The organism is Paractinoplanes atraurantiacus, assembly GCF_900215205.1.
In the GTDB taxonomy this organism is placed as follows: domain Bacteria; phylum Actinomycetota; class Actinomycetes; order Mycobacteriales; family Micromonosporaceae; genus Actinoplanes; species Actinoplanes atraurantiacus.
In genome coordinates this window covers 1,142,621-1,166,149 of the sequence record NZ_OBDY01000001.1, presented here as the reverse complement: position 1 = coordinate 1,166,149, position 23,529 = coordinate 1,142,621, and the positions used below count along the sequence as shown (strand labels likewise).

The window sequence follows — 23,529 nt, the reverse complement described above, 5'->3', positions numbered from 1 at the left end:
GCCCGCCCCGCGAGTCGAGCCCTCACGGCGCCGAACGCTGGCCGGCGCGATCAGCAAGCTCCAGGCGAGCACTCCGGGTATCGGAAGCAAAGGGCTGGTCCGGCGTCTCCGTGAGCAGGGCTGGCCGGATGTGACGAAATCCGAGGTGGAGGCCATCATTCCGGCGCCGCCGGGTCCCGCTCTCCACGGCACGCCACCAACCACGAAGCGCCCGGCCATTCCCCAGTCGCCCACGATCAGTACACGGAAAACGAGTTCGCAGGCGGAGAAGGAGCGGCGCGCGAAGCTGGTGGCGGAGATCGACCGTCTTCGGGCGCGTCACCGCGGTATCGGCGCTGTCCGGCTGACCGAGGAGTTGCGGGCGAAGGGATGGCGGGACGTTTCCGTCGACCAGGTTCGGGCGATCGTCACTCCGGCTCCGGCGAAGCGGAAGCCCGCTCCGAACGCCGTCACTCGTCCGGTGCCGCAGCCGCCGTCGAGTCGTGCCCGTCGTGTGGGTGCCCGATCTCCGTCGTGGGAACTTGCCGCTGTTCCTAGGCGGGCAGGTCGAGGGCTTTGCGGAGGTAGTCGACGTGCTGGGGGCCGGACCAGCGGTAGGCGGACAGGCCGGCTGACCGGGCGCCGCGGACCACGCGGTCGTCGTCGTCGACGAAGAGGACGTGTTTGGGCTGTTCGCCGATCAGCTGGCAGGCGCGCTCGAAGTACTCGGGGGCCGGCTTGTGGACCTTGATCTCCCAGGAGCTGATGACCACGTCGACCTCGTCGGTCAAGGCCAGGGCCTCCAGGTCGGCCCGCAGGCGGTCGGTGGCGTTGGTGGCCAGGCCCACCTTGCGGCCGGCGGCGCGGACCGAGCGGATGAAGGCCAGGGCGTCGGGGTCGGGCTCGCCCCGGTACGTCTGCCACTCGGCCACCGCCTCGGCCGCGTTGTCGATGGGGAGGCGGTCGGCCACCAGTTTCATCCACTCGGCGTCGGTGATCTCGCCGGCCATCGCGGGACGGTAGATGTCCCACGACATCGACGTCTCCAGCAGGGACGCCGGCTTGAGGCCGTACTTCACCTCGACCGCGATCATCGGTGCCGGGTCCCAGCGGCGGAGCACGCCGTCGAAGTCGATCAGCAGTGCCTGTGCGCGGTCGCGCGCCATGTCAGTCCTCCGGTTCGCGGTTGAGGCGCTGGCTGATCACCTGGGTGACGCCGGAGCGCATCGTGACGCCGTAGAGGGCGTCCGCGACCTCCATCGTGCGTTTCTGGTGCGTGATGATGAGCAGCTGGCTCTTCTCCCGCAACTGTTGGAAGAGGGTAATCAACCGGCCCAGGTTGACGTCGTCCAGGGCCGCCTCGACCTCGTCCATGATGTAGAAGGGCGAGGGGCGGGCCCGGAAGATCGCGCAGAGCATGGCCACCGCGGTCAGCGAGCGCTCGCCGCCGGAGAGCAGCGACAGGCGCTTGATCTTCTTGCCGGGCGGGCGGGCCTCGACCTCGACGCCGGTGGTCAGCATGTCCTCGGGGTCGGTGAGCACCAGGCGGCCCTCGCCGCCGGGGAAGAGCACCTGGAAGACGAGCTGGAACTCGCGGGCCGTGTCCTCGAAGGCCGACGCGAAGACCTCGAGGATCCGGTCGTCGACGTCCTTGACCACGGTGAGCAGGTCCTTGCGGGTGGCCTTGAGGTCTTCGAGTTGGTCGGAGAGGAACTTGAAACGCTCCTCGAGCGCCGCGAACTCCTCCAGGGCGAGCGGGTTGACCTTGCCGAGCAGGGCCAGGTCGCGCTCGGCCTTGTTCGACCTTTTCTCCTGCGTCGGCCGATGGAAGGGCACGGGTTCCGGTACGGGCTTGCCGTCCTTCTCGGCCTGGGCCACCTCGGCCTGGGTGGGCGGCACTAGCTGCTCCGGGCCGTACTCGGTGATCAGCGTGTCGACGTCGAGGGAGAAATCCTCGGCCGCCTTCGCCTCGAGCTGTTCGATGCGCATGCGCTGCTCGGCCCGGGCCACCTCGTCGCGGTGGACCTCGTTGGTGAGCCGCTCCAGCTCGGCGACGAAGCGCTTGGCGCTCGCCCGTACCTCCTGAAGCTCGGCCTCCCGGGCCGTGCGGGCCTGGGCCAGCTCGTCGCGGACCTCGATGGCCGCGGCCAGCGAGACCGACACGCGGGCCAGCGCGGCCGCCGCGCCCAGGGCGACCGCCCGGGCGATCTCCGCGCCGCGGGCCCGGGCCGCGCGGCGGGCGGCCGCTCGCTCGCGAGCCTGCCGTTCGGCGTTGGCCTGGCGGAGCAGGGAGTCGGCCCGGCCGGCAATGGAGGCGACCCGTTCCTCGGCGGTGCGGACGGCCAGGCGTACCTCCATCTCGTTCTGCCTTGACTGCGGCACCAGCGCGGCCAGCCGGTCGCGCTCGTCGGTGGAGGGTTCCTCGTCGATTGGGGTGGCCTCGGCCAGCCGCAGGCGCTCCTCGAGCTCGGCCACGCGGATCAGGTCGGCTTCGCGGGCCGACTCGGCTTTCTGCCGGGAGGCGCCGAGGCGCTCCGACTCGGCCTTGGCCGAACGGGCGGCGGCGCCGAGCTCGGCCAGTCGGCGGGCGGCCGCGTTGCGCTCACCCTCGGCCGCGCGTTTGGCCTGCGCGGCCACGTTGACCGCTTCCTTGTGGCGCGCCACCTCGGCCCGGGCCTCGGCGAGCTGCGATTTCAGCGCGCCGATGGACGCCTCGGCCTCGGCCCGGCGGGCCTTCGCCTCGTCGACGGCGGCTTGGACCTCGATGTAACTGGAGGCTTTTCCGGAGCCTCCGGCGGCGGCGTACGCGCCCAGGACGTCCCCGTCCGGCGTGACCGCCCGCAACTCCGCGTTTCCGGCGATCAGCGCGGCGGCGGACGGAAGATCATTGACGAGTACGACGTCACGCAGCGCCCGATGCAGCGCGGGCCGCACGGTCTCGGGGCAGTCGATCACGTCGGGCGCCCAGATGGCGCCGTCCGGCAGGGCGGGGCGCAGCGCGTCGAGCGTGCCCTGCATGCCGGGCCCGGCCGGCGAGGCGACCACGAGGGCGGCCCGGCCGGCGTCGGCGATCTTGAGAGTGCGCATCGCCTCGACGGCCTCGTCCACTCCGGAGAGCGCGACCGAGTCGGCGAGCGTGCCCAGCGCGGCGGCGACCGCCGCCTCGTGACCGGGCCGGACCGTGAGCATGGAGGCCAGGCTGCCGAGCAGGCCCGGCACCTCGGCCTCTTTGGCCAGCAGGGCGCCGGCGCCGTCCTTGCGCTGGAGGCCGAGGGCGAGCGCCTCCTCGCGGGCCTTCCAGCTCGCGGCGTCCTTCTCGGCGGCGCGCTCGGCGTCGGAGAGCTCCTTGACCACCGCGGCCGCGCGGTCCTGCTCGGCCACCGCCTCGGCGTGCCGCGCGTCGAGCTCCACGTTGTCGCGGTCGGCCTCGGACGACTCGGCCGCGACCATGTCGACCTCGGTCTGCGCGGCCTCGGCCCGCATCATCGCGTCGGTGTGGGCGGCGGCGAGCCGCTCGATCTCGTCGGTGGCGCCCTCGGTGCGGGCGCGGGCCGCGTTCACGTTGCCGACCAGCTTGGCCAGGCCCTCACGGCGGTCGGCGATCGCCTTGGCCGCCGAGCGCAGGGCGCCCTCGGCCGCGGCCAGCTGGCGTTCCAGGTCCTGCCGGTGCTCGATCGCCTCGGCCAGGCGCATCTGGTCGTCGGTGAGCGCCTCGCGCAGCTCCTCCTCCTGCTCGCGCACCCGCTCCGACTCGGCGACCAGTTGGTCGGGGTCGCGGCCGGGCCGCTCCTCGTCGGGCGTGGCCGCGAGGTGGCGCAGGCGCTCGGTGGCGAGTTGCTCGGTGGAGCGGAAGCGCTCCTGGAGGGCGGACAGCTTGTACCAGGTGTCCTGGGCGGCCTGCAGCAGCGGCGCGTCCTCGGCGTGGGCCAGCTCGAGGTCGGCCAGCAGGCGCTGGATCTCGCGGTTCTCCGCCTCGACCTGCTGGCGGCGCTCCCTCATGGCCGACTCGTCGGCGATCTCCTTGTCGAGGGTGGTGCGCAGCGTGTGCAGGTCGTCGGCGAGCAGCCGGAGCCGGGCGTCGCGCAGGTCGGCCTGGATGCCGGCCGCACGCCGGGCCACCTCGGCCTGCTTGCCGAGCGGCTTGAGCTGGCGGCGGAGCTCGGCCGTGAGGTCGGTCAGCCGGTTGAGGTTGACCTGCATCGCGTCGAGCTTGCGGATGGCCTTCTCTTTGCGCTTGCGGTGCTTGAGGACACCGGCCGCCTCCTCGATGAAGGCGCGGCGGTCCTCGGGCTTGGCGTGCAGCATCGCGTCGAGCCGGCCCTGCCCGACGATGATGTGCATCTCGCGGCCGATGCCGGAGTCGCTGAGCAGCTCCTGGATGTCGAGCAGGCGGCACGCGTTGCCGTTGATCTCGTACTCGCTGGCGCCGTCCCGGAACATGCGGCGGGTGATCGAGACCTCGGTGTACTCGATCGGCAGCGCGCCGTCGTTGTTGTCGATCGTCAGCGTCACCTCGGCCCGGCCCAGCGGGGCCCGGCCGGACGTGCCGGCGAAGATGACGTCCTCCATCTTGCCGCCGCGCAGCGCCTTGGCGCCCTGCTCGCCGAGCACCCAGGCGATGGCGTCGACGACGTTGGACTTGCCGGAGCCGTTGGGGCCCACCACACAGGTGATGCCCGGCTCCAGCCGCAGCGTCGTAGCGGAGGCGAAGGACTTGAAGCCCTTGACCGTGAGGCTCTTGAGGTGCACGGATTTCCCGGGGGTCAGCGGTACTTACGTTTGGTGCAGGCTACCCGCAGCGTGCGCCGGTGGCCCTACCCGCAACACCCGTCGCCCCGGAAATCGGGCAAAAAGATGCGCGCCGCCACGGAGTGGAGGCGCGCCATTTTTCAGGGGGTGCGTCGAGGGGACAAGTGGGCCGCCGGGTCACGACGGCCGTAGGGCTCAGGTCAGCGCCGGCTCGGTCAGCCGTGCGAAATCGTCTGCCTCCGCGGCTGCCGCCGCGAGACGATCATTTTCCGCCCGCAGGCGGGTGACCTCGAACTCCAGGGACTGAACCCGGGAACGCAGTCGGGTGACCTCGTCGAGCAGGCGCCGATCGGGCGCCGCACCTACGTGGCCGAAGAGGGCCTTCGCCATGGTGACTCCTTGAGAAGCTGTGCTTCTTCTTGTGGAAAGCGTTGCCGGAGAGGCCGGCGCTACGCGCGCCCAGTGCACCGCGCATCTATGCTCAAGGGCACGCATGAGCACAGAGCTATGCACCGTCAGATGTGTTTCTTAAGGTGCAGATCCTCACGTCCAGCTGGAGCTGTCCATTCCAAACAGGGCATGAGTGGGCGCGACTGGCGACTTCTCCATAGTCCGCCGGAACCCAACTCTCGTCAAGCCGTGGGGCCTGCCACTGGCACGGAGCGAGAGTGAATCTTGCCACCTTGACGGCTTCACCTGGGCTTATATGGCCGTCCGGCCGTTATGCGCGCGCGAGGAAAGATCCAAAACGGTCCGGTAAACGCGAATCCGGACAAGTACTGTCATAAGGGTAGGCAAATCGGATGAAAACCGTCCAATTGTGTCGCCTACCCGACACGCTCCCGCGCCCGGCGGCGGTCCGTCGTTGCCCCCATCGTGAATCCGACCCCGTCGCGAGAGCGAGTCTGCCTGCTCACCGGCGGCGGGTACCCGTACCGGCGGGACGCGCTCAGCGGTTGGTGCCGCACCCTCGTCGAGGGGCTGCGCCGGTTCCGCTTCGAACTGCTCACCGTCACGGACCGCGAGCCGCCGTCCGCACCCGCGTACCCGCTGCCCTTCAACGTGCGCTCGGCCCGAGCCGTCGCGATAGACCGATCCTCCGCCCGCCCCGAACGCCGCCGCGGCGACTCCGACGACCGCGTCCGCTCCGCCGCGGCCCTGCTCAGCAGGGGCCTGCTGGGCGACCGGGACACCGAGAGCCGAACCAGAGGCGCCCGCGAGCCCGGAGAACCGGGCGACAGGGGCGACCACCCCGGCCGGCGCGAAGCCCGGAGCCCGAGCAATGGCTTGGGTCCCGGTGATGGCTGGGGCTCTGAAGGCCGGGGCGGCCGCGAGGGCGAGGAGGCCGCCGAGGGGTGGGGCGTCCATGAGGGCGGAGCCCGCGAAGCTTTAGACGGCCGCTCCCGCGAAGCCAGAGATGGCCGCTCCCGCGGAGCCGGAGACGGCCGCTCCCGCGAAGCCGGAAACGGCCGCTCCCGCGAAGCCGGAAACGGTCGCTCCCGCGAAGCCGGAAACGGTCGCTCCCCCGGAGCCGAGGACGGCCGCTTCCCCGAAGCCGGAGACGGTCGCGAGGGTGGGGTCGTACCCGCCGACCTCGTCTTCTCCGAAGGGTTGCGGCAGATCGCCGAGCTGGCGGCGGAGCGGCCCGCGATCCTGGCCTCGCTGCCGCTGGCCGACGCGCTGGCCGAGGCGTGGCGGTCCGAGGGGCGGCTGAGCATGCGGGACGCGCGCACGGCGGCCACGCTGCTGCGGCACGCTCTCGGCGCGCTCACCGTGCCGATGCCCGAGGCCGACCTGGTGCACTGCGTGGGTGGCACGACGCCGCTGCTCACGGCGCTGGCCGGGCGCTGGCGGACGGGGACGCCGCTGCTGCTCACCGAGGCCCGCACGCCGGTCGCCCGGCACAAACCGCACGAGGAGCGGCTCTCCCCCGCCGTCCGCACGGTGCTGCGCCGCTTCCGCGGGGCGGTCGCCCGGACCGGATATGCCGAGGCCGGGCTGATCGCCCCGCTCAGCGCCTATCACCACAGCTGGGCGCTGCGGCACGGCGCCCAGGCGACCAAGCTCGTCCAGGTGCCGGCCGGTGTCGACCCGTCGGAATATCCCGGCGCGGCCGAGCTCGACACCGAGCCCGCCGTGGTGTGGGCGGGCAGCGGCGGACCGGACAGCGGGCTGACCCCGCTGCTGGCCGCGTTCGAGCAGGTCGTGGCCGCGGTGCCGTCGACCGTGCTGCATCTGGTCGGTGTGACCGCCGCCCACGAGGACCACTGCGCCGAGCAGATCGAGCGGATGCGGCTGGGCCGGGCCGTACGGCTTCACCCGCTGCCGGCCGACCCGCGTGATCGTTACACCGCGGGGCACGTGGTGGCGCACGTGCCCGGGCCCGCCGACCCGCCGTACCGCCTGATCGAGGCCATGATGTCGGGCCGCGCGGTGGTCGGCGTCGACGTCGGCCCGGCCGCCGAGACGCTGGGCGACGCCGGCGTGCTCGTGCAGCCCGGCGACCCGGCCGAGCTGGCGATCGCCGTCACCGATCTGCTGCGGTCGCCGTCGCGGCGCCGCCAGCTCGGCGACGCGGCCCGCCGGCGCGCGCTCACCCACTTCACGAACGACCGGGTGGTCCGCGTGTACGGCGCCCTCTACTCCGATCTCGCGGCGCCCCCGCCGGCCGCCGCCTTCGAACTGGCTCTCGCGGTGCCGGCACCTCGGTCGGAACCGCCGGTCACACTCCGCTGGCTAGTCCGGGAGGACAGATGACGATCACCCCCGCCCGTCCGGAAGGACAAACGACGGTCACCCCCGCGCGCCCGCGCACCCACACGCCCCGCAAGAGGCGGCACCGCGTCCCGGCACCCCCGCGCCACGCGATCAGCCTCCTGCCCGAGGCGCCCGAGACACCCGGGGCTCCCGCAGCCACACCGGCCACCGATCCGGGACCGCCCCACGCCCCGGCCACCGATCCTGGATCATGCCCCGCGCTGGAGGCGGAGCTCGGATCACACCATGCGCTGGCGGCCGACTCCGGATCACGCCACGCGCTGGCGGCCGAGCCTGGATCACGCCACGCGCTGGCGGCCGACTCCGGATCACGCCACACGCTGGAGGCCGAACTGCGGTCTCGCCGTGCGCCGGCGGCCGAGCCTGGATCACACCTCTTGGCGGTGGCCGAACCGCGCTCACGCCGCGCGCCGAGGGCTGAGCCGCGGTCGCGCCGTGTGGTGGCGGCTGAGCCGAGGTCGCGGCGCGCGCCGGTTCGGCGTACTTATCTGCGGTCGGCTCTTCTTCGCTGTGCTCTTTATCTAGGGCCGCTCAGCGTCGCCGTGGCCGCGGCCGAGCCGCTCGGGCGGGTCGCCTGGCCGGTGCCGATCGCCACCCTCCTGCTCGGATGGTCGGCCGCTCAGGCCCTGACCAGCACCGGCGCCGCGGTCGCTCGGCAGGCCGGGCCGTCCGCCGCGGCCCGGCTGGTCGGCTACGGCTTCGCCGCGGTCGCCGCCCTGTGGTGCGCCTTGGTCTGGGTCGCCCCGGCCTCCCTGGTCGGCCCCGAGCGAGGGCTGGCCCTGGTCGTCGGTCTCGGTGGCCTGGCCAGCCTGGCCACCGTGACCGCCGCCGTGGTCACCCGCTCCGAGGCGGCTCTGGTCGGGTGGAGCCTGCCCTGCTGGCTGCTCGCCGCGGCGAGCCTGGCCGGGCTGGCCGGGCTGGCCGGGCTGGCCGGGCTGGCCGGGCTGGCCGGACTGACTGAGCTGACCGGGCTGACTGAGCTGACCGGGGCGGCCGGGCTGACCGGAGCGGCCGGGCCGACTGGAGCGGCCGGCGGCTCGGTCGCCGGTGGGCTGCCGGTCGGCACCCTGCTGCCGGCCGCGATCGTGGTGGCCGCCGTGCGCGCCTTCCGGCCGGTCGTCATTCCCGGCCTGCGCGGCCGGATGCCCCGCCCGACCCGGCCCGAGCTGCGGCGCGGCGGCATGTTCGGGGTGATCGGCGCGTCCCAGGCGATCTGCGTGGGCCTGCTCTGGCAGGCCGGGCCGTCCGGCTCGACCGCGCCCTTCTGGCTGCCGCTGCTATTGGCCGTGCCGATTCTCGAGGCGCTGATCGGCTGGCACACCGACCAGGTCGACGCCGGGCTCGACACCGCCGCCGACCAGGCCGGATATCGCAAGCACGTCCGCGGCGTCACCCTGATCACGCTGGCCGGGCTGCTGCCGCCGCTCGCCGTCGGGGTGGCCCTGGCCGTCGGCGCCTACCAGCTTCCCGCCGACGCCGGGGAGGACGTGCTCGGCCTGGCCGGTGGCACCCTGCTCGGCGGCGTCTTCGCCGTCACGTTCCTGCTGGCCGCGCGCGGGCGCACCGGCCTCGCCGCGACTCTGGCCGCGGCGCCTCCGGTGGCCGTCGCCGCCCTCCCGATCCTTCCGCTGCCCGCGGCCGGCCCTCTGCCGGACGCCGTCGCCGTGCTCGCCGCGACCCACCTGGCCGGCCTGCTCATCGTCGCCATGACCGCCGCCGACGGACGGAGAACACCGTGACCACCGCCGCCGCCGGAGGGAGAGCACCGTAACCACCGCCGCCAGAGCGCAGAACACCGTGACCACCGCCGCCAGAGCGCAGAACACCGTGACCACCGCCGCCCGAACAAAGACCGCCCGAACGAAGAGCACCGCCGCCCCGACGCCGAGCACTGTGACCACCGCCGCCGAACGGAGAACACCGTGAAGACCCTCTTCCCCCCGTACGCGCACCCGTCGCCCGAGCTGCCGCTGGACGGTGACACCTGGATCGTCCGGGATCTGCCGGGCGAGCGCCGCAGCCTGCACCAGTCGCTGGGCCGCATCGACCTCGACTGGGGCAGCCGCTCGCTGGCTGACGTGCTGGCCGACGTGGACGCCTGGCGTGAGGACGGCGCCGAGGGACTCTTCCTCGACCGCGCCCCGGCCGGTTCCGGCGGGGTCGGGCCGGTCGCGCTGACCATCCGGCTGGCCGCCCGCCGCGGGCTGCACCGGGTCGTGCTGAACCCGGGCGTGCCGACGCACCCGCTCTACCGGGATCTCGGCGTGCGGATCTGCACGTTCGAAGGCCCCTGGGAGGCCTATCAGAGCTGGGACGGCGACGGTGTACGCCCGGGGGACGGGCACATCGTGCACGGCGTGCCGACCGCCCTGCTCACCGCCGCCCGCCGGCTGATGGGCCGCCGCGGCGCCGGTTTCGGGCTGGCCACCGACGCCAGCCCGTACATCAGTGCCGGATCGTTCGCGGGCGGGGCTGGCAGCGGGGGCAGCTGAACGACGAGCGGTTCATGAACTGCTCGCGGCGGATCGGCGTGCCGCAGCGGTGGCAGGGCTCGCCCTCCCGGCCGTACGCGTTGAGCGCCCGGTCGAAGTAGCCGCTCTCGCCGTTCACGTTGACGTAGAGCTCGTCGAAGCTGGTGCCGCCGGCCACGATCGCCTCGCCGAGGACGTCTCGGACGTGCGCGAGGAGACGGCGTACGGCCGGCCTGGTCAATTGATCTGTCGGCCGTGCGCCGTGGAGCTGGGCCCGCCACAGCGCCTCGTCGGCGTAGATGTTGCCCACGCCGGAGATGAGCGTCTGGTCGAGCAGGGCCCGCTTGATCTCGGTGTGTTTGCCGCGCAGCCGGGCCACGAACGCCTCGTCGTCGAAGAGCGGGTCCATCGGGTCGCGGGCGATGTGCGCGATCTCGTCGGGCAGCTCGGCGCCGCCCTCCGACAGCGACAGCCCGCCGAAGGTCCGCTGGTCGACGAAGCGCAGCTCGGGGCCGTCGTCGGTGAAGGTGAACCGGATGCGCAGGTGCTTCTCGTCCTCGGCGTCGGCCGGCTGCATCAGCAGCTGGCCGCTCATGCCGAGGTGGCCGATCAGCGCGTCTCCCGAGTCGAGCGGGAACCACAGGTATTTGCCGCGGCGGGCCACGTCCACGATGGTCCGGCCGGTCAGCAGGGCGATGAAGTGCGCGTCGCCGGGCAGGTGCCGGCGGATCGCGCGGGGGTGGTGCACCTCGACGGTCCTGATCGTCCGGCCGGTCACCCACTTGGCCAGGCCTTGCCGGACGGTCTCGACCTCGGGCAGCTCGGGCACTCGACGTCTCCTTACAACGTGTACGGCCACACGGCGACCAGGTAGGCGCCGTACCAGAGGCCGAACGCCGCCCAGGCCGTGATCGACAGGATCGCCACCCGGGGCCGGGCCCGGGAGGCGGCGATCGCCGCGGGAAGCAGCGTCAACAGTACGGGGACGAGCAGCCGCGGCTTCGAATGGTAGAAACCGGCCTGCCCGTAGACGAGCACCATGGCGATCAATCCGTAAACGGCGAGCGGCGGCCAGGGCTTCCCGGCCATCGCCACCCAGGCCGCGGCCACCGCCGCGATGAGGATGATCGCCACGCTGATCGGCACCCAGCCGTCGCCGGTGCTCAGTGTGGTGGCCAGGAACTTCACCGTGCTGGCCCCGTAGTCGAAGGCGGTGCCCCACCCGGCCGCCTGGATCCGGAACCAGGCCGCCGGATCACCGACGCGCCACCCGACCCAGGCCAGATAGAGCGGCACCCCGGCCAGCGCGACCGTCGCCGCCAGCAGGGGCTTCCACGCCTGCCTGCGATCTTCCCGTACGGCGAGCAGGGCCGCGACCGCCAGGGCGACCGCGGCCGCGGCACCGGTCGGGCGGGTCAGCGCCGCCAGCACACCCAGCAGGCCGGCCGCCCACCACACTTTTCGGTGTGCGGCGACCAGCATGCCGGCGACCAAAGCCAGAAAGACCGCTTCCGAGTACGCCATGGAGAAGACGATGGAGACGGGGGCCGTGCAGCAGATCGCGACCAGGGCCCAGCCCGCCCGCTTGGTGTGGAGCGACGTGCCGAGCAGGTGAAGAGCGACCACCATGCCGGCCGACGCCACCCAGCTGACGATCAGGGCGGCGGTCGAGGCCGGGATGCCGACCGCGGACACGGCCCGGATCAGCAGCGGGTAGACCGGGAAGAAGGCCAGCTCGTTGCCCTGGAGCCGGCCGGCCAGGTCGTACGTGTAGTCGTGCGGGTAGCCGTTGACGGCCACCTTGAGGAACCAGCCGGCGTCCCAGACGAGCAGCCGGTTGCGTACCCCGATGGGATCGTCGGAGGCGGCGTCCAGCCAGCCCAGGATGACCAGTTGGGCCACGCGGGTCAGCGCGAAGATCCCGATCGCGACGCCGACGCCCCGCCAGGCGCCCGCGGCATTCCAGAGCCGAGGGCGCTGTTCCGCCGCGACAGTCACTCGGTGTCTTTTTCTTCCGCTTTGTCGAGAAGGGCGCCGTCCGGCTCGGCCGTACGCTCGGTCAGGATCCGCCAGGCGGCCGCGGCGGCCCGCTGCTCGGCCTGCTTCTTGCTGCGGCCCTCGGAGCCGCCGTAGCGCTCACCGGCCACCACGACCCAGGCCGTGAAGGTCTTGGCGTGGTCGGGGCCCGAGTCCTCGATCACGTAATCGGGCACGCCCAGGCCGAGGGCGGCGGTCAGCTCCTGCAGGCTCGTCTTCCAGTCGAGGGCCGCGCCGCGGCTGGCCGACTCGACCATCAGCGGGTCGAAGAGCCGGTGGATCACCTCGCCCGCCGTGTCCAGGCCGTGGTCCAGGTAGATCGCGCCGAGCAGCGCCTCGAGCGTGTCGGCCAGGATGCTCGCCTTGTCGCGGCCGCCGGTCGTCTCCTCGCCCTTGCCCAGCAGCAGGTGCTTGCCGAGCCCTTCCGGGCCGAGGCCGCGGGCCACGTCGGCCAGCGCGTGCATGTTGACCACGCTCGCCCGCAGTTTGGCCAGCTGCCCCTCGGGCAGGTCGGGGTGGTTGTGGAAGAGCGCCGAGGTGATCACGACGCCGAGCACCGAGTCGCCGAGGAACTCCAGGCGCTCGTTGGTCGGCAGGCCACCGTTCTCGTACGCGTAGGAGCGGTGGGTGAGCGCGCGTTCGAGCAGGGCGGGCTCGATCGGGACGCCGAATGCCTCCTCCAGAGGCAGGGTCGGTGGCCGGCGGCGCTTATCACTCATCTTCAGACACCTCGTTGTGCTTCGATCATGTCGGCCATGGCCGCGACGGCGGCCCGGCGGTGCAAATCGGCGGCGAACCCGATGCCCGCGGCGACGTCCGGCCCGGACGCGGCGCCGTGGCAGACCACCACGGTGCCGGCGACGCCGAGCAGGAGGGCGGCGCGCGGGGGCGGTGCGCCGTCGGTCAGGGGAGGCCCGAGTTCGGCGTACGCCGCCTCGAGCCCCTTGAGCAGGATGTTCCCGGTGAAACCGTCGGTCACCACGACGTCGGCGGCGGTGCCGGAGACGACGTCGTTGCCCTCGACCAGGCCGGCGTACCGGGCACCGCCCGGCAGATCGAGGGCGGCCAGCGCGGGCGGGAGGGCGCGGCGCAGGCGGTCGCCCTTGCCGCGCTCGGTGCCGATGGTGAGCAGGCCCACCCGGGGCGCGGCGACGCCGTGCACCACCGACGCGTACGCGGCGCCGAGCCGGGCGTGCATGGCCATGGTCTCCTCGTCCGGGTCGACGGACGAGCCCACGTCGAGCAGGACGAGACGGCCGGCGCCGGTCGGGAGGACGGCGGCCAGCGGCGGGCGGCGGACCCCGGGCCAGCGGCCCAGGCCGAGCGCGGCCGAGGTCACGGTGGCGCCGGTGTTGCCGGCCGAGATCACCGCGTCGGCCGCGCCCTGTGCCACGGCCAGCACGGCGGAGCGGACACCGGACTCGACCCAGCTCTCCACGCGCTCGCCGGGAGCTATGGGCATGCGAGTGACCCGGCCGTGCTCGGCCGGGTCGAAGGCATCAAGAAACTCGTCGGCGGCCTCGGCCGGTCCGACGAGCAACAGGTGAAGGGCGGGGTCGGCCTGGCAGGCACGCAGAGCGCCGTCAACCACGACGGCGGGAGCACTGTCCCCGCCGAGGAGGTCGACGGCGATCCGCGCGGTGCCCGGCTCCCCGACAGCTAGCTGTGGGGAGACCGAAGCACCGGGACGCCGTTGCGCAGGTGCGACCCGCCCGATGATCGGGCGCGTCACCTAAGCGCGGCTTCAGACCTCGAGGACCTGACGGCCGTTGTACGTGCCGCAGACCCCGCACGCGGTGTGCGGCAGGTGCGGCGACTTGCACTGGGGGCAGGCCACGGTCTGCACCGCGGTCGCCTTCCAGTTCGCCCGGCGGGACCGGGTGTTGCTGCGCGACATCTTGCGCTTGGGGACGGCCACGGCTTACTCCTCGGTATTCGTTAGGTTACGCAAAGCGGCCCAGCGGGGATCGACTTCCTCGTGGCTGTGACCAGCCGGAAGGTCGTCGAAGTGCACCCCGCAGTCGGGGCACAGGCCTGGGCAGTCCTGTCGGCAGAGCGGGTTCGTCGGCAAGGTCAGCACCACCGCGTCCCGCAGAGCCGGCTCCAGGTCGATCAGGTCGCCCTGCATCCGGCCCACCTCGTCCTCGTCCGTCGTCTCCTCCGTGGTGCTGTCCTCGTAGGCGAACAGCTCCGCGATCTTGACTTCGAAGGACTCGTTGATCTCGTTGAGGCACCGACCGCACTCGCCGACCAGCGAGCCGCGGGCGTTGCCGCTGACGTACACCCCCTCGGAGACCGACGTGAGCACGAGATCGAGCTCGACGTCAGACCCCTCGGGAACCGAGAGCAACTCCAGTCCGAGGTCCGCCGGGGCCGGGATCACCCGCTTGAGGGCACGCGTCGCACCAGGCTGGCGCGGAAGTTTCGTCGTGTCTGCGACGAGCGGCTGCCTGGGATCGAGGTGACTCTGTGGTGACTTGGGCATCGTTGTTCCTCAGCCTGGGTAGGCCGACAGAAAAGGTTACCTGAGCTGCCGCCGTACCGTCGAATCCGGGGTTACCCCCGCGCAGGAACTCTTCCCTGCCCTGCTTAGAACGGCAGCGGCCGTTCACTATCTTCCCCCTGGAAGTTCCCGATCTCGCGCAGGGCGTGCATCTTGTCACGGCCACGCTCGATCGAGGCCAGCGCCCGGGTCAGGAACTGCTCGAAGTTGGCCAGGGCGGTGTCGACGTAGTCGTCGACCTCCTCACGCAGGCGCTGGGCCTCCGTGCGGGCCTCGGCGATGATCCGGGCGCCCTCGTGCTCGGCCGACACCGTGATCTCGTTGACCGAGACGAGCCGGGCGTGTTCCGTCTCACCCTCGCTGATGATCCGGTCGGCCTCGCGCCGGCCGGCCTCGATGATCCGGTCGCGCTCCTCCAGCACGGCCGCCGCCTTGCGCAGCTCGCTGGGCAGCTCGGAGCGGAGCTCGTCGAGACGCTCGACCATCTCGTTGCGGTCGAACATGAAATTCGTCCGCGACATGGGCACGGAGCGCGATTCCTGAACGAGCTCGATGATCTCGTCGATACGGTCGAGCGGATCCACCGGTTCCTGCCTTTCCACGTGGTTCGCTCACGGTACTGCGTGTGTGACCGCTCCAGGAGGCACCGGCGCGCCGGGCGCCCCCTAGTTCTGCTTGAGCCGAGTCACCAGACGCTCGCCGACGAAGTCCGGTACGTACGCCGAGGCGTCGCCGCCCCACTTCACCACGTCCTTGACGAGACTCGACGACAGGAATGAGTACAGCGGGTTCGTCGGCATGAACAGTGTCTCCACGCCGGAGAGCCCGATGTTCATCTGCGCCATCTGCAACTCGTAATCGAAATCGCTGACCGCGCGCAAACCCTTGACAACGACCGCCGCGCCCTGAGCCCGGCAGAAATCGACGAGAAGCCCGTGAAACGAGGCCACCCGGACGTTGGCGTACGAAGACGTCGCCTCACGCAACATCTCGATGCGCTCTTCGATGGTGAAGAGGCCGGTTTTCGACTGATTGATCAACACGCCGATGATCACTTCGTCGAACAGCCGGCTGGCCCGCCCGACGATGTCGAGGTGGCCGTTGGTGACCGGATCGAAGGAGCCGGGACACACCGCTCGTCTCATGATCGGCGACCGTACCAAAGAGTGGTCTCCCCGTAACGCCTGCTGCGATCCGCGGTGATGCCGTCCACCCAGCTCATCGACGCGCCCCGGGTCGAGCGCTCCATGGTCACCACCGCGTCGGGGGCCAGCCAGCCGAGCTCGACCAGCGCCGCCTGCACCTCGGTGACCTCGCGGTCGGTCACCGCGTACGGCGGGTCGGCGAAGACCACGTCATAAGGCCCGCCGTCCGGCGGCGAGGCCAGGACCTGCGCGACCTTGCCGGTGACGAGCCGCGCCGAGGAACCCAGCCGCAACGCGACGATGTTGTCCCGGATCGTGCGGGCGGCCCGCCCGTCCGCCTCCACGAGCAGAGCGTGACTCGCACCCCGCGAGATCGCCTCGAGGCCGACCGCTCCCGAACCCGCATAAAGATCAAGAAAGCGAACGCCGGAAAGATCGATCATCGAATCGAGCGCGCTGAAATACGCCTCCCGCACACGGTCCGATGTAGGCCGGGTCTGCGCGCCGGCGGGCGCCGACAGCCGCCGGCCACCGTGCGCCCCGGCGATGATCCTTGTCATACGGCCTCTAACGGGTCGGAGATGAGCACGAGTCGAAGCTACTTCACGGTCTACCGCACGGTGGCGCCGAGTAGCCGGAATGCCCGAGAATTCCGCCACTCTCAGCAACGGGACGGTACCGTACCGTCGATCGAAGATCACGACTGTGCAACGAGACCATTAGCTGTCTCTGAGGGATTTCCCAGATTCGTATTAGTCGCTATGGTCACTGCTCGTTGCAGGCCGTTTTTCAAGGCTTGCCGACGACGTGGGGAGGCGCCGTCGACGGCCATCGCCTTAAATGCGCGACGGCCCGCCGCTTCCTCGCCGCATCCCGTTGATCCCCCAAACAGGAGTAGGCGTGAACCTGCTTAAGACCAAGCTTCGGCGGACCAGCGCGGCCCTGGCCGGCGCGGTCATCGGCCTGACCGGTGCCTTCGCTTTCACCGCGCCCGCCAGCGCCCACGCCCCCGTCCTCTCAGGCGACACCTCGTGCATCAAGGGCGAGAAGACCTGGGACATCGACTGGTCGATCGCCAACGACTACAAGCTGGACGCCAACATCACGGTGCTCTCGGCGAAGGCCTCGAACGGCCAGCCGGTGGACGTGACCGGCGTCAAGGTCGGCGACGTCGTCGCCAAGGCCGAGGGCCGTCACAACGGTCCGGCTCTGCACGGGGCGAGCGAGGTCAGCACCTCGGTCAACTGGGTGGAGCTGAAGGTCGTCCTGGCGTGGACGGACGGTTACACCAACAAGGACCGGCCGAAGACCGCGAAGGTCTACAAGCCGAACCGGTGCACCACCCCGCCCACCACGCCGCCGACGACCCCGCCGACGACGCCTCCCACCACGCCGCCGACGACTCCTCCGACCACGCCGCCGACGACGGAGCCCACCACGGTTCCGCCGACGACGCCGCCGACCACGGAGCCCACCACGCCGCCGGCCACCACCCCGGCCACGACGGAGCCGACGCCGAGCCCGTCCGAGACGCCGGAGCTGCCGGTTCCGACCCCGTCGACCACCAACGAGCCGGGCGAGTTCACGCCGATCGTCGAAGAGGACTGTGACACCATCACGGTCGGCATCGACAACCCCGCCGACGGTGTCGAGTGGAAGATCGACTACGAGACCAGCAAGGGCGAGAAGCGCAGCATCACCGTCGCCCCGGGCGAGAAGAAGACCGAGAAGTTCAGCGCCACCGAGGGCTTCTGGGTCAAGGTCACGCTGACCGTCACCATCGACGGTGAGACCTACTCGGACTTCACCCAGATCGACTACACCAAGCCGGCCGACTGCGCCGCTGGTGGCAGCGGTGGCGGCCTGCCCGTCACGGGTGCCGCCGCGGGCACCATCGCGGGTGGCGCGGCTCTGCTGCTCGCCATCGGTGGAGGCCTGTTCTTCATGGCTCGCCGTCGCAAGCTGAAGTTCACCGCCTGATAACCAGGCAGGGGAACTACTCCTGAGAAAGAGCGCGTCGACTTCGGTCGGCGCGCTCTTTCTTTGTCCCACGCAAAAGGCGCGCCGACCGAAGCCGGCGCGCCCTTTGCTATTTGCCCAGGTCAGACGAGATTGTCGGGCGGAGCGAATGTTCCGTCCGACTGCGGGTGATATTTCCTGACATGCGTGACCGCCTCCAGCGGCAGGGGCGCGTACAGGTGCGGAAACAGGTCCCCGTCCGGATCGGGCGGATCGCCCTGCTCCCAGGTGAGCGGCACCGGCAGGCGGGACTCGTCGATCACCAGCAGCAGGAGATCGTCGCGACCGCGGAACAGCGCCGTCGCCGGGCGATGCACCTGGCGCTCGGTGGAACAGTGAATGAAGCCCTGGACGGCCAGGGTGTCGCCCTCATAGACGCCGGCCGCCTGGGCGGCCTCCCACGCCGCGCGGGGAACGATGTGCAGAATCATCAGCCCTTCTCCAGGTACTCGGCCCGCTCCTCGTCGACGAACGCGGCCACCGAGGCGGCCAGGGCGGGGTATTTCGACAGGTCGGGGTCGTCGCCGACCAGGTCGGCGGCCTCGGCTCGGGCGTCGGTGATGAGCTTGGTGTCGCGCAGCAGGGACAGCAGGCGCAGGTGGGAGTGCTTGCCGGACTGGGAGGCGCCCAGGACGTCGCCCTCGCGGCGCTGCTCCAGGTCGATCTCGGAGAGCTTGAAGCCGTCGGTGGTGGAAGCCACGGCGTCCAGCCTTTCGCGAGCCGCCGTGCCCTCCACCGACTCGGTGACCAACAGGCAGATGCCGGCCGCCGAACCCCGGCCGACGCGGCCGCGCAACTGGTGGAGCTGGGAGACGCCGAACCGGTCGGCGTCCATGATCACCATGACGGTGGCGTTCGGGACGTCGACGCCGACCTCGATGACCGTGGTCGCCACCAGCACGTCCAGGTCGCCGGCGGCGAAACGGCGCATCACCGCGTCCTTCTCGTCGGCCGGGAGCTTGCCGTGCAGCACGGCGATCCGCAGGCCGTGCAGCGGGCCCTCCTCGAGGATCGGCGCCACCTCCATGACGGCCAGGGGCGGGCGCCGGGCCGGCTCGTTGTCGCCCGGTGGCTCCTCCTCTTCCTCGTTGGCGCCGGTGCCGATGCGCGGGCAGACCACGTACGCCTGATGGCCGGCCTGGACCTCCTCGCGCAGACGGCGCCAGGCCCGGTCGAGGAAGGCCGGTTTCTCGGGCGGCACCACGTGGGAGGCGATCGGCGAACGGCCGCGCGGCAGCTGCGACAGCACGGAAGTCTCGAGGTCGCCGTAGACGGTCATGGCGACCGTGCGCGGGATCGGCGTCGCCGTCATCACCAGCACGTGGGGCGGGGTGGCGGCCTTGGCCCGCAGCGCGTCGCGCTGCTCGACCCCGAACCGGTGCTGCTCGTCCACGACCACCAGTCCGAGATCGTGGAAGTCGACACCTTCGTACAGCAAAGCGTGTGTGCCCACGACGATGCCCGCCGTGCCGTCGGCGACCTTGGCCAGCGCGTTCCTCTTGGCGACGGCGCCGAGCGAGCCGGTGACCAGGGTGAGCTGCGTGCCGGCCGGATCGCCGTCGATCTCGCCGGCCCGGCCGGGCGCGCCCAGCTGCGCGCTGATGCCCCGGAAATGCTGGGTGGCCAGGACCTCGGTCGGCGCCAGGAGGGCGGCCTGGCCGCCGGCGTCGACGACCTGGAGCATCGCCCGTACGGAGACGAGCGTCTTGCCGGAGCCGACCTCGCCCTGCAGGAGCCGGTGCATCGGGTGGGCCTGGGCGAGGTCGGCGGCGATCTCCTCGCCGACGCTGCGCTGGCCGTCGGTCAGCTCGTACGGAAGACCGGCGTCGAACTTGGCCAGAATGCCGCCCTCTTTACGGGGCCGGGCCCGTCCCGGCGACTCCGCGGCCTTCTTGCGGCGCTGCGCCAGGGTCACCTGCACGGCGAAGGCCTCGTCCCACTTGAGGCGGTATTTCGCGACCTGGAGGGACTCCTGCGAGCTCGGCCGGTGGATCTCATGCAGCGCCTTGCCGATGCCGATCAGGTTGCGGTTGGCCCGCACCGGGGCCGGCAGCGGATCGGGCGGCGCCTCGAACGTGTCGAGCAGGGTCCGCACACACTTGGCGATCACCCAGGTCGGCACGGCCTGCGCGGCCGGGTAGACCGGGATGAGGGCGCCCGCGAACTCCTCGATCTCCTCGGCCGCCTCGTCCTGCGTGGCGTCGGCGCTGAGCAGCTGATAGGCCGGGCCGTTGAGCTGGCGCTTGCCCCGGAAATCGGTCACCTTGCCCGCGAACAGCCCCCAGCGCCCCTTGCGCAGCTCCCGCTCGCGCCACGCCTGGTTGAAGAAGGTGCAGGTCAGGGTGGCGCCGGAGCCGTCGCCGATGGTGACCTCGAGCATGTTGCCGCGGCGCTGCCGCATCGGCTTGACCGCGATGCCCTGCACCTGGGCGAGGAGGGTGACCTGCTCGCCGATCTGCAGGCCGCGCATGTCGGTGTGCTCGCCGCGCTCGTCGTAGCGGCGCGGGAAGTGGTAGACGAGATCACCGGCGGTGTGCAGCTCGAGATGGTCGGCGAGGGCCTTGGCGGTCTTGGCGCCGAGAACCTTCTCGAGCGGGGTGTCGATGGTGGTCATTCCACTCCAACCAGCAGGTGATAGCGGGGTTGCCCGCCGGCGTAGCTGTGCAGCTCGACAAAAGGCCAGGCCCGCGTCACGTACGACCGCAGCTTCTCCTCCAGGCCGTCGGGCGCGTCGGCGCCGAGCACGACGGTGGCCAGCTCGCCACCGCCGCCGAGCATGCGGTCGAGCAGTTGGAGACCGACCGCGGCGACGTCGTCACCGATCACGTGCACCTCACCGTCGACCAGCCCGAGCAGATCACCGGCCCGGCAGGGCCCGGCGACGGTGAGAGAGTCACGCTGGGCGGTGCAGACCTCGCCGTAGCGGCAGGCGCCGGCGGCCTCGGCCATGGCGATGACATCGTCGGCGAAGGACCGCCCCGGATCACGCACGGCGAGAGCGGCCAGCGCCTGCACGGGCGATCGCGTGGGCACGACACTGACCCGGACCCCGGCGGCCTCGGCCTCCCGGGCGGCCGAGACGGCGACGGCATGAGTGTTGGCGTCGTTGGGCAGCAGCACGACGCACCGGGCCCCGGACGCGGTGATCGCCTCGAGCATCTCCCGCGTCGACGGGTTGCGCCCGACGACGGTGGCCCCTTCGGCCTCGAACAGAGAGGTGAGCCCCTCACCGGCGGCGACGACGACGGCTCCGCGCCCGCTGGCGGGCCGCTCGGCCTCACCGGGCCCGTGCCCACGATCGTCGAGCGGCGTGACACTGATCCGATGCGGCCGCCCGGCCTCGACACCGGCCTCGACCGCGGGCCCGATCCCCCGCGCGCCGACATGCACGTGCACGTTCCAGGTCTGCGGCCCCGGCCCGCCGCTGCCCACCACGACAAGGGAGTCGCCCAGGGCGTCCAGCACCCGCCGCAGCCCGTCGACAGCCTCCGGCTCGGCCTCAAGCAGATATTGCACCTCGTAGCCGTACTCGCCCTCGCCCTCGCGTTCGCCCGGCCCGGACTCGCGGACGCCGGCATCGCCGCGCGTCTCGCCCATACGGCCGGGAGAGGGGTCGCCGCCGGGCAAAGGGCTGCCGACAGGCAAGGGACCGCCGCCGGACAAGGGGCTGCCGGCAGGCGAGGGGCCGCCAGGCAAAGGGCTGCTTGCGGGAGAGGAGCCGCCGCCTGCCCTCAAGCCGCCGGTGGACAGGGAGCCGCCGCCTGCCCTCAAGCCGCCGATGGACAGGGAGCCGTCGCCGGGCAAAGGGCTAACGACGGGCGAAGAGCCGTCGCCGGGCGCAGGGCTGTGAGCCGGCGAGGAGTCGTCGCCGGGCGCAGGGCTGTGAGCCGGCGAGGAGTCGTCGCCGGGCGCAGGGCTATGGGCCGGCGAGGAGTCGTCGCCGGGCGAGGGGCTGCCAGCGAACGAAGAACCGTCGCCGGGCGCAGGGCTGTGGACCGGTGCAGGGCTGTGGGCCGGCGAGGGGTCGTCGCCGGGCAAGGGGCTGCCAGCGGGCGAAAGGCCGGCAGCGGGCGAAAGGCCGGCGGCGGGCGAAAGGCCGGCGGCGGGCGAAAGGCCGGCGGCGGGCGAAAGGTCGGCATCGGGCGAAAGGCCGGCCGCGGGGGCAGGTATGTCGCTGGGCTTGGGTGTGCCGTTGGGGGAAGGTCTGTTGGTGAGGGCGGGATTGTTGTTCGGCTCAGCAACTTGGTCGTCGTGCGGGGTGGCGGCGGCTGGGGTCAGAGCTTCGACCAGGGCGTCCAGCAGGAGGCAGAGGCCGCGGCCGCCGGCGTCGACCACGCCCGCCCGGGCCAGGGCGGGTAGCTGCTGCGGGGTGCGGGCCAGGGCCTCGGAAGCGGCGCGGGCGGCGGCGCGGGCCACGGCCAGCAGGTCGTCGGACTTTATGCGGCCGGCGGCCTCGGCGGCGGCGGCCACGACGGAGAGCACGGTGCCCTCGACCGGGCGGGCGACCGCCGCGTAGGCGGCCTCGGAGGCCGACCTCAGCGCCCGAGCCAGCTCGCCGCCGCGCACGGCGGCCGACGCGGCGAGGCTGTCGGCCATGCCCCGCAGGATCTGCGAAACGATCACCCCGGAGTTGCCGCGCGCCCCCAGCAGCGCGCCCCGGGCCATCCGCCGCATGGCCCGCGCGAGCGGAGTGCCGTCCGCCACCCCGGCCAGGGCGGCCGGCGTGCCGTCCATGTCAGTCCGGGTGCCGTCCGTGTCAGTCGAAGTGCCGAGCGCCCCATGAGCCTCTCGAGCCTCGACAGCCTCCAACGCTTCCTGGGCCGAGGTGAGGGTGAGCACCAGGTTGGTGCCGGTGTCGCCGTCGGGGACGGGGTAGACGTTCAGCTCGTCTATCTCGTGCTGGTGGGCCCGCAGGGCGCGCAGGCCGACGCCGCACCAGCGGCGGACGGCGGCGGCGTCCAGGGTCTCGAGCACGCGAAAATCGTACTAACCACCTCTGACAATTGCCGGGGCGCCGCGAGCGGGGGCGACCGATTCGCCGACTCGCCCGGGCATCATGTAACCTTGCCGGGTTGCCTGCGGCCATGCTCGCTGGGCGCCTTCAGTTTTCGTTTCGACCCAGGAGTTACCCGTGGCTAGCGTGTGCGACGTCTGTGGCAAGGGACCGGGCTTCGGCCACAACGTGTCCCACTCGCACCGGCGGACCAACCGCCGCTGGAACCCGAACATCCAGTCTGTGCGCACCCCCGCCGGTGGTGGCACGACCCGCAAGGTCAAGGCCTGCACGTCGTGCATCAAGGCCGGCAAGGTCACTCGCGCCTGACCTGAGTTCGTCCCACCAGCCCTTCGGCCACCGGCCGGAGGGCTGGTGGCGTTTCAGAGGGGCTTCGCGAAGGACAGGACGCCCTCTTCGCCGGCGTAGTAGCCGAAGTCCTCGATGCGGACGTAACCGGCCGACTCGTACAGGCCGATCGCCTCGGGCTGTTTGTCGCCCGTCTCGAGGATGATCCGGCGGTAGCCGGCCTCCCGCGCCGATTCCTCGACCTTGGCCAGCAGGCGCCGGCCCAGTCCTTGGCCCCGGGCCGACTTCGCCGTGAACATGCGCTTGAGCTCGGCGTCGTCGCCGTGCCGACGCCAGCCGGCGCAGCCGACCAGCTTTTCGCCGTCGTCGGCCACGAAGAAGTCGCCGTTCGGCGGGAGGAACTCGGCCGCGTCGACGGGGGTGTCGTCGCCGCTGCCGCCGTAGCGGTCCGCCAGCTCTCGCATCACGTCGACGAGCAGCAGGCGGACCACGGGTTCGGCGAGCTCGGCCCGCCTGATCTTGATCTCTGGCACGGGCCCAACAGTA

General features: G+C 71.8%; 20 protein-coding genes and 2 pseudogenes. 5 read left to right on the top strand and 17 right to left on the bottom strand.

Annotated features, from left to right (window positions below):
* Positions 1-533 precede the first annotated feature (533 nt).
* The 3 genes from CRP55_RS05595 to CRP55_RS05585 form a co-directional block, all read right to left on the bottom strand.
* Positions 534-1,145, bottom strand: a complete 612-nt coding sequence (locus CRP55_RS05595; protein ID WP_097318390.1) for an HAD-IA family hydrolase — start codon at positions 1,143-1,145, stop codon at positions 534-536.
* Position 1,146: 1 nt separating this feature from the next.
* Entirely contained in the window at positions 1,147-4,728 is a 3,582-nt protein-coding gene (smc, locus tag CRP55_RS05590) for a chromosome segregation protein SMC (protein WP_097318388.1), read from the bottom strand.
* A 195-nt stretch (positions 4,729-4,923) separates the two neighbouring features.
* Positions 4,924-5,118 carry a hypothetical protein gene (locus tag CRP55_RS05585; protein WP_097318386.1) on the bottom strand — a complete coding sequence of 65 codons (195 nt, stop codon included), beginning with the start codon at positions 5,116-5,118 and terminating at the stop codon, positions 4,924-4,926.
* A 486-nt stretch (positions 5,119-5,604) separates the two neighbouring features.
* Here CRP55_RS05585 and CRP55_RS54360 point away from each other — a divergent pair, with 486 nt between their 5' ends.
* From CRP55_RS54360 to CRP55_RS05565, 3 genes are all read left to right on the top strand, one after another.
* Positions 5,605-7,485: a DUF3492 domain-containing protein gene (locus CRP55_RS54360; protein ID WP_245922795.1), complete on the top strand. Its 1,881-nt coding sequence runs from the start codon at positions 5,605-5,607 to the stop codon at positions 7,483-7,485.
* Between the two features lie 563 nt (positions 7,486-8,048).
* On the top strand, positions 8,049-9,245 hold the full coding sequence (locus CRP55_RS05570) for a hypothetical protein (protein WP_245922794.1): 1,197 nt from the start codon (positions 8,049-8,051) through the stop codon (positions 9,243-9,245).
* Between the two features lie 183 nt (positions 9,246-9,428).
* Positions 9,429-9,998 (top strand): spherulation-specific family 4 protein, encoded by a 570-nt coding sequence (locus tag CRP55_RS05565; protein ID WP_097318384.1) that lies wholly within the window; start codon positions 9,429-9,431, stop codon positions 9,996-9,998.
* Here CRP55_RS05565 and mutM read toward each other — a convergent pair.
* The 9 genes from mutM to rsmD form a co-directional block, all read right to left on the bottom strand.
* On the bottom strand, positions 9,952-10,806 hold the full coding sequence (gene mutM, locus CRP55_RS05560) for a bifunctional DNA-formamidopyrimidine glycosylase/DNA-(apurinic or apyrimidinic site) lyase (RefSeq protein WP_097318382.1): 855 nt from the start codon (positions 10,804-10,806) through the stop codon (positions 9,952-9,954). The genes CRP55_RS05565 and mutM overlap by 47 nt on opposite strands.
* Before the next feature lie 11 nt (positions 10,807-10,817).
* Complete coding sequence (locus tag CRP55_RS05555; protein ID WP_097318379.1) at positions 10,818-11,975, bottom strand: mannosyltransferase family protein; 1,158 nt, start codon at positions 11,973-11,975, stop codon at positions 10,818-10,820.
* The gene (rnc, locus tag CRP55_RS05550) at positions 11,972-12,733 is read right to left on the bottom strand and encodes a ribonuclease III (protein ID WP_097318378.1); all 762 of its coding nucleotides are present in this window, start codon (positions 12,731-12,733) and stop codon (positions 11,972-11,974) included. The genes CRP55_RS05555 and rnc overlap by 4 nt, the downstream gene beginning before the upstream one ends.
* A gap of 2 nt (positions 12,734-12,735) precedes the next feature.
* Positions 12,736-13,647, bottom strand: a complete 912-nt coding sequence (locus tag CRP55_RS05545; RefSeq protein WP_342751520.1) for a phosphate acyltransferase PlsX — start codon at positions 13,645-13,647, stop codon at positions 12,736-12,738.
* A 111-nt stretch (positions 13,648-13,758) separates the two neighbouring features.
* Complete coding sequence (rpmF, locus tag CRP55_RS05540; protein ID WP_097318372.1) at positions 13,759-13,932, bottom strand: 50S ribosomal protein L32; 174 nt, start codon at positions 13,930-13,932, stop codon at positions 13,759-13,761.
* Positions 13,933-13,935: 3 nt separating this feature from the next.
* Entirely contained in the window at positions 13,936-14,499 is a 564-nt protein-coding gene (locus tag CRP55_RS05535) for a YceD family protein (protein WP_097318370.1), read from the bottom strand.
* A 104-nt stretch (positions 14,500-14,603) separates the two neighbouring features.
* The gene (locus CRP55_RS05530; protein ID WP_097318369.1) at positions 14,604-15,101 is read right to left on the bottom strand and encodes an ATP synthase subunit B family protein; all 498 of its coding nucleotides are present in this window, start codon (positions 15,099-15,101) and stop codon (positions 14,604-14,606) included.
* 81 nt (positions 15,102-15,182) lie between these two features.
* Positions 15,183-15,662: a pantetheine-phosphate adenylyltransferase gene (coaD, locus tag CRP55_RS05525; RefSeq protein ID WP_097318367.1), complete on the bottom strand. Its 480-nt coding sequence runs from the start codon at positions 15,660-15,662 to the stop codon at positions 15,183-15,185.
* Positions 15,659-16,222: a 16S rRNA (guanine(966)-N(2))-methyltransferase RsmD gene (rsmD, locus tag CRP55_RS05520; RefSeq protein WP_097318364.1), complete on the bottom strand. Its 564-nt coding sequence runs from the start codon at positions 16,220-16,222 to the stop codon at positions 15,659-15,661. The genes coaD and rsmD overlap by 4 nt, the downstream gene beginning before the upstream one ends.
* Positions 16,223-16,562: 340 nt before the next feature.
* On the opposite strand from rsmD, the gene CRP55_RS52785 reads away from it, so the two are divergent.
* Positions 16,563-17,642, top strand: a complete 1,080-nt coding sequence (locus CRP55_RS52785; RefSeq protein WP_179855016.1) for a hypothetical protein — start codon at positions 16,563-16,565, stop codon at positions 17,640-17,642.
* Positions 17,643-17,764: 122 nt separating this feature from the next.
* On the opposite strand, the gene CRP55_RS05505 is transcribed toward CRP55_RS52785, so the two are convergent.
* The 4 genes and pseudogenes from CRP55_RS05505 to CRP55_RS56440 all read right to left on the bottom strand — a co-directional run.
* Positions 17,765-18,112, bottom strand: a complete 348-nt coding sequence (locus tag CRP55_RS05505) for a DUF952 domain-containing protein (protein ID WP_097318358.1) — start codon at positions 18,110-18,112, stop codon at positions 17,765-17,767.
* Entirely contained in the window at positions 18,112-20,295 is a 2,184-nt protein-coding gene (gene recG, locus CRP55_RS05500; protein ID WP_097318356.1) for an ATP-dependent DNA helicase RecG, read from the bottom strand. Before recG ends, CRP55_RS05505 begins: the two co-directional genes overlap by 1 nt.
* Positions 20,292-21,221 (bottom strand): annotated as a pseudogene (locus CRP55_RS56445) (fatty acid kinase subunit FakA-related protein); the annotation flags it as partial. The pseudogene CRP55_RS56445 and the gene recG, both read right to left, overlap by 4 nt.
* Before the next feature lie 732 nt (positions 21,222-21,953).
* Positions 21,954-22,655: pseudogene (locus CRP55_RS56440) on the bottom strand (DAK2 domain-containing protein); the annotation flags it as partial.
* 157 nt (positions 22,656-22,812) lie between these two features.
* Here CRP55_RS56440 and rpmB point away from each other — a divergent pair.
* Complete coding sequence (gene rpmB, locus CRP55_RS05485; RefSeq protein WP_097318353.1) at positions 22,813-23,004, top strand: 50S ribosomal protein L28; 192 nt, start codon at positions 22,813-22,815, stop codon at positions 23,002-23,004.
* A 53-nt stretch (positions 23,005-23,057) separates the two neighbouring features.
* Here rpmB and CRP55_RS05480 read toward each other — a convergent pair whose 3' ends face one another.
* Positions 23,058-23,516, bottom strand: a complete 459-nt coding sequence (locus tag CRP55_RS05480; RefSeq protein WP_438865754.1) for a GNAT family N-acetyltransferase — start codon at positions 23,514-23,516, stop codon at positions 23,058-23,060.
* Positions 23,517-23,529: the final 13 nt, after the last annotated feature.

What these genes read in the sequence shown, in the direction of transcription:
- CRP55_RS05595 (WP_097318390.1), bottom strand. Translation starts at nt 1,145, where the DNA reads ATGGCGCGCGACCGCGCACAGGCACTGCTGATCGACTTCGACGGCGTG.
- CRP55_RS05585 (WP_097318386.1), bottom strand. Translation starts at nt 5,118, where the DNA reads ATGGCGAAGGCCCTCTTCGGCCACGTAGGTGCGGCGCCCGATCGGCGC.
- rnc (WP_097318378.1), bottom strand. Translation starts at nt 12,733, where the DNA reads ATGAGTGATAAGCGCCGCCGGCCACCGACCCTGCCTCTGGAGGAGGCA.
- CRP55_RS05535 (WP_097318370.1), bottom strand. Translation starts at nt 14,499, where the DNA reads ATGCCCAAGTCACCACAGAGTCACCTCGATCCCAGGCAGCCGCTCGTC.
- coaD (WP_097318367.1), bottom strand. Translation starts at nt 15,662, where the DNA reads ATGAGACGAGCGGTGTGTCCCGGCTCCTTCGATCCGGTCACCAACGGC.
- rsmD (WP_097318364.1), bottom strand. Translation starts at nt 16,222, where the DNA reads ATGACAAGGATCATCGCCGGGGCGCACGGTGGCCGGCGGCTGTCGGCG.
- CRP55_RS05505 (WP_097318358.1), bottom strand. Translation starts at nt 18,112, where the DNA reads ATGATTCTGCACATCGTTCCCCGCGCGGCGTGGGAGGCCGCCCAGGCG.
- recG (WP_097318356.1), bottom strand. Translation starts at nt 20,295, where the DNA reads ATGACCACCATCGACACCCCGCTCGAGAAGGTTCTCGGCGCCAAGACC.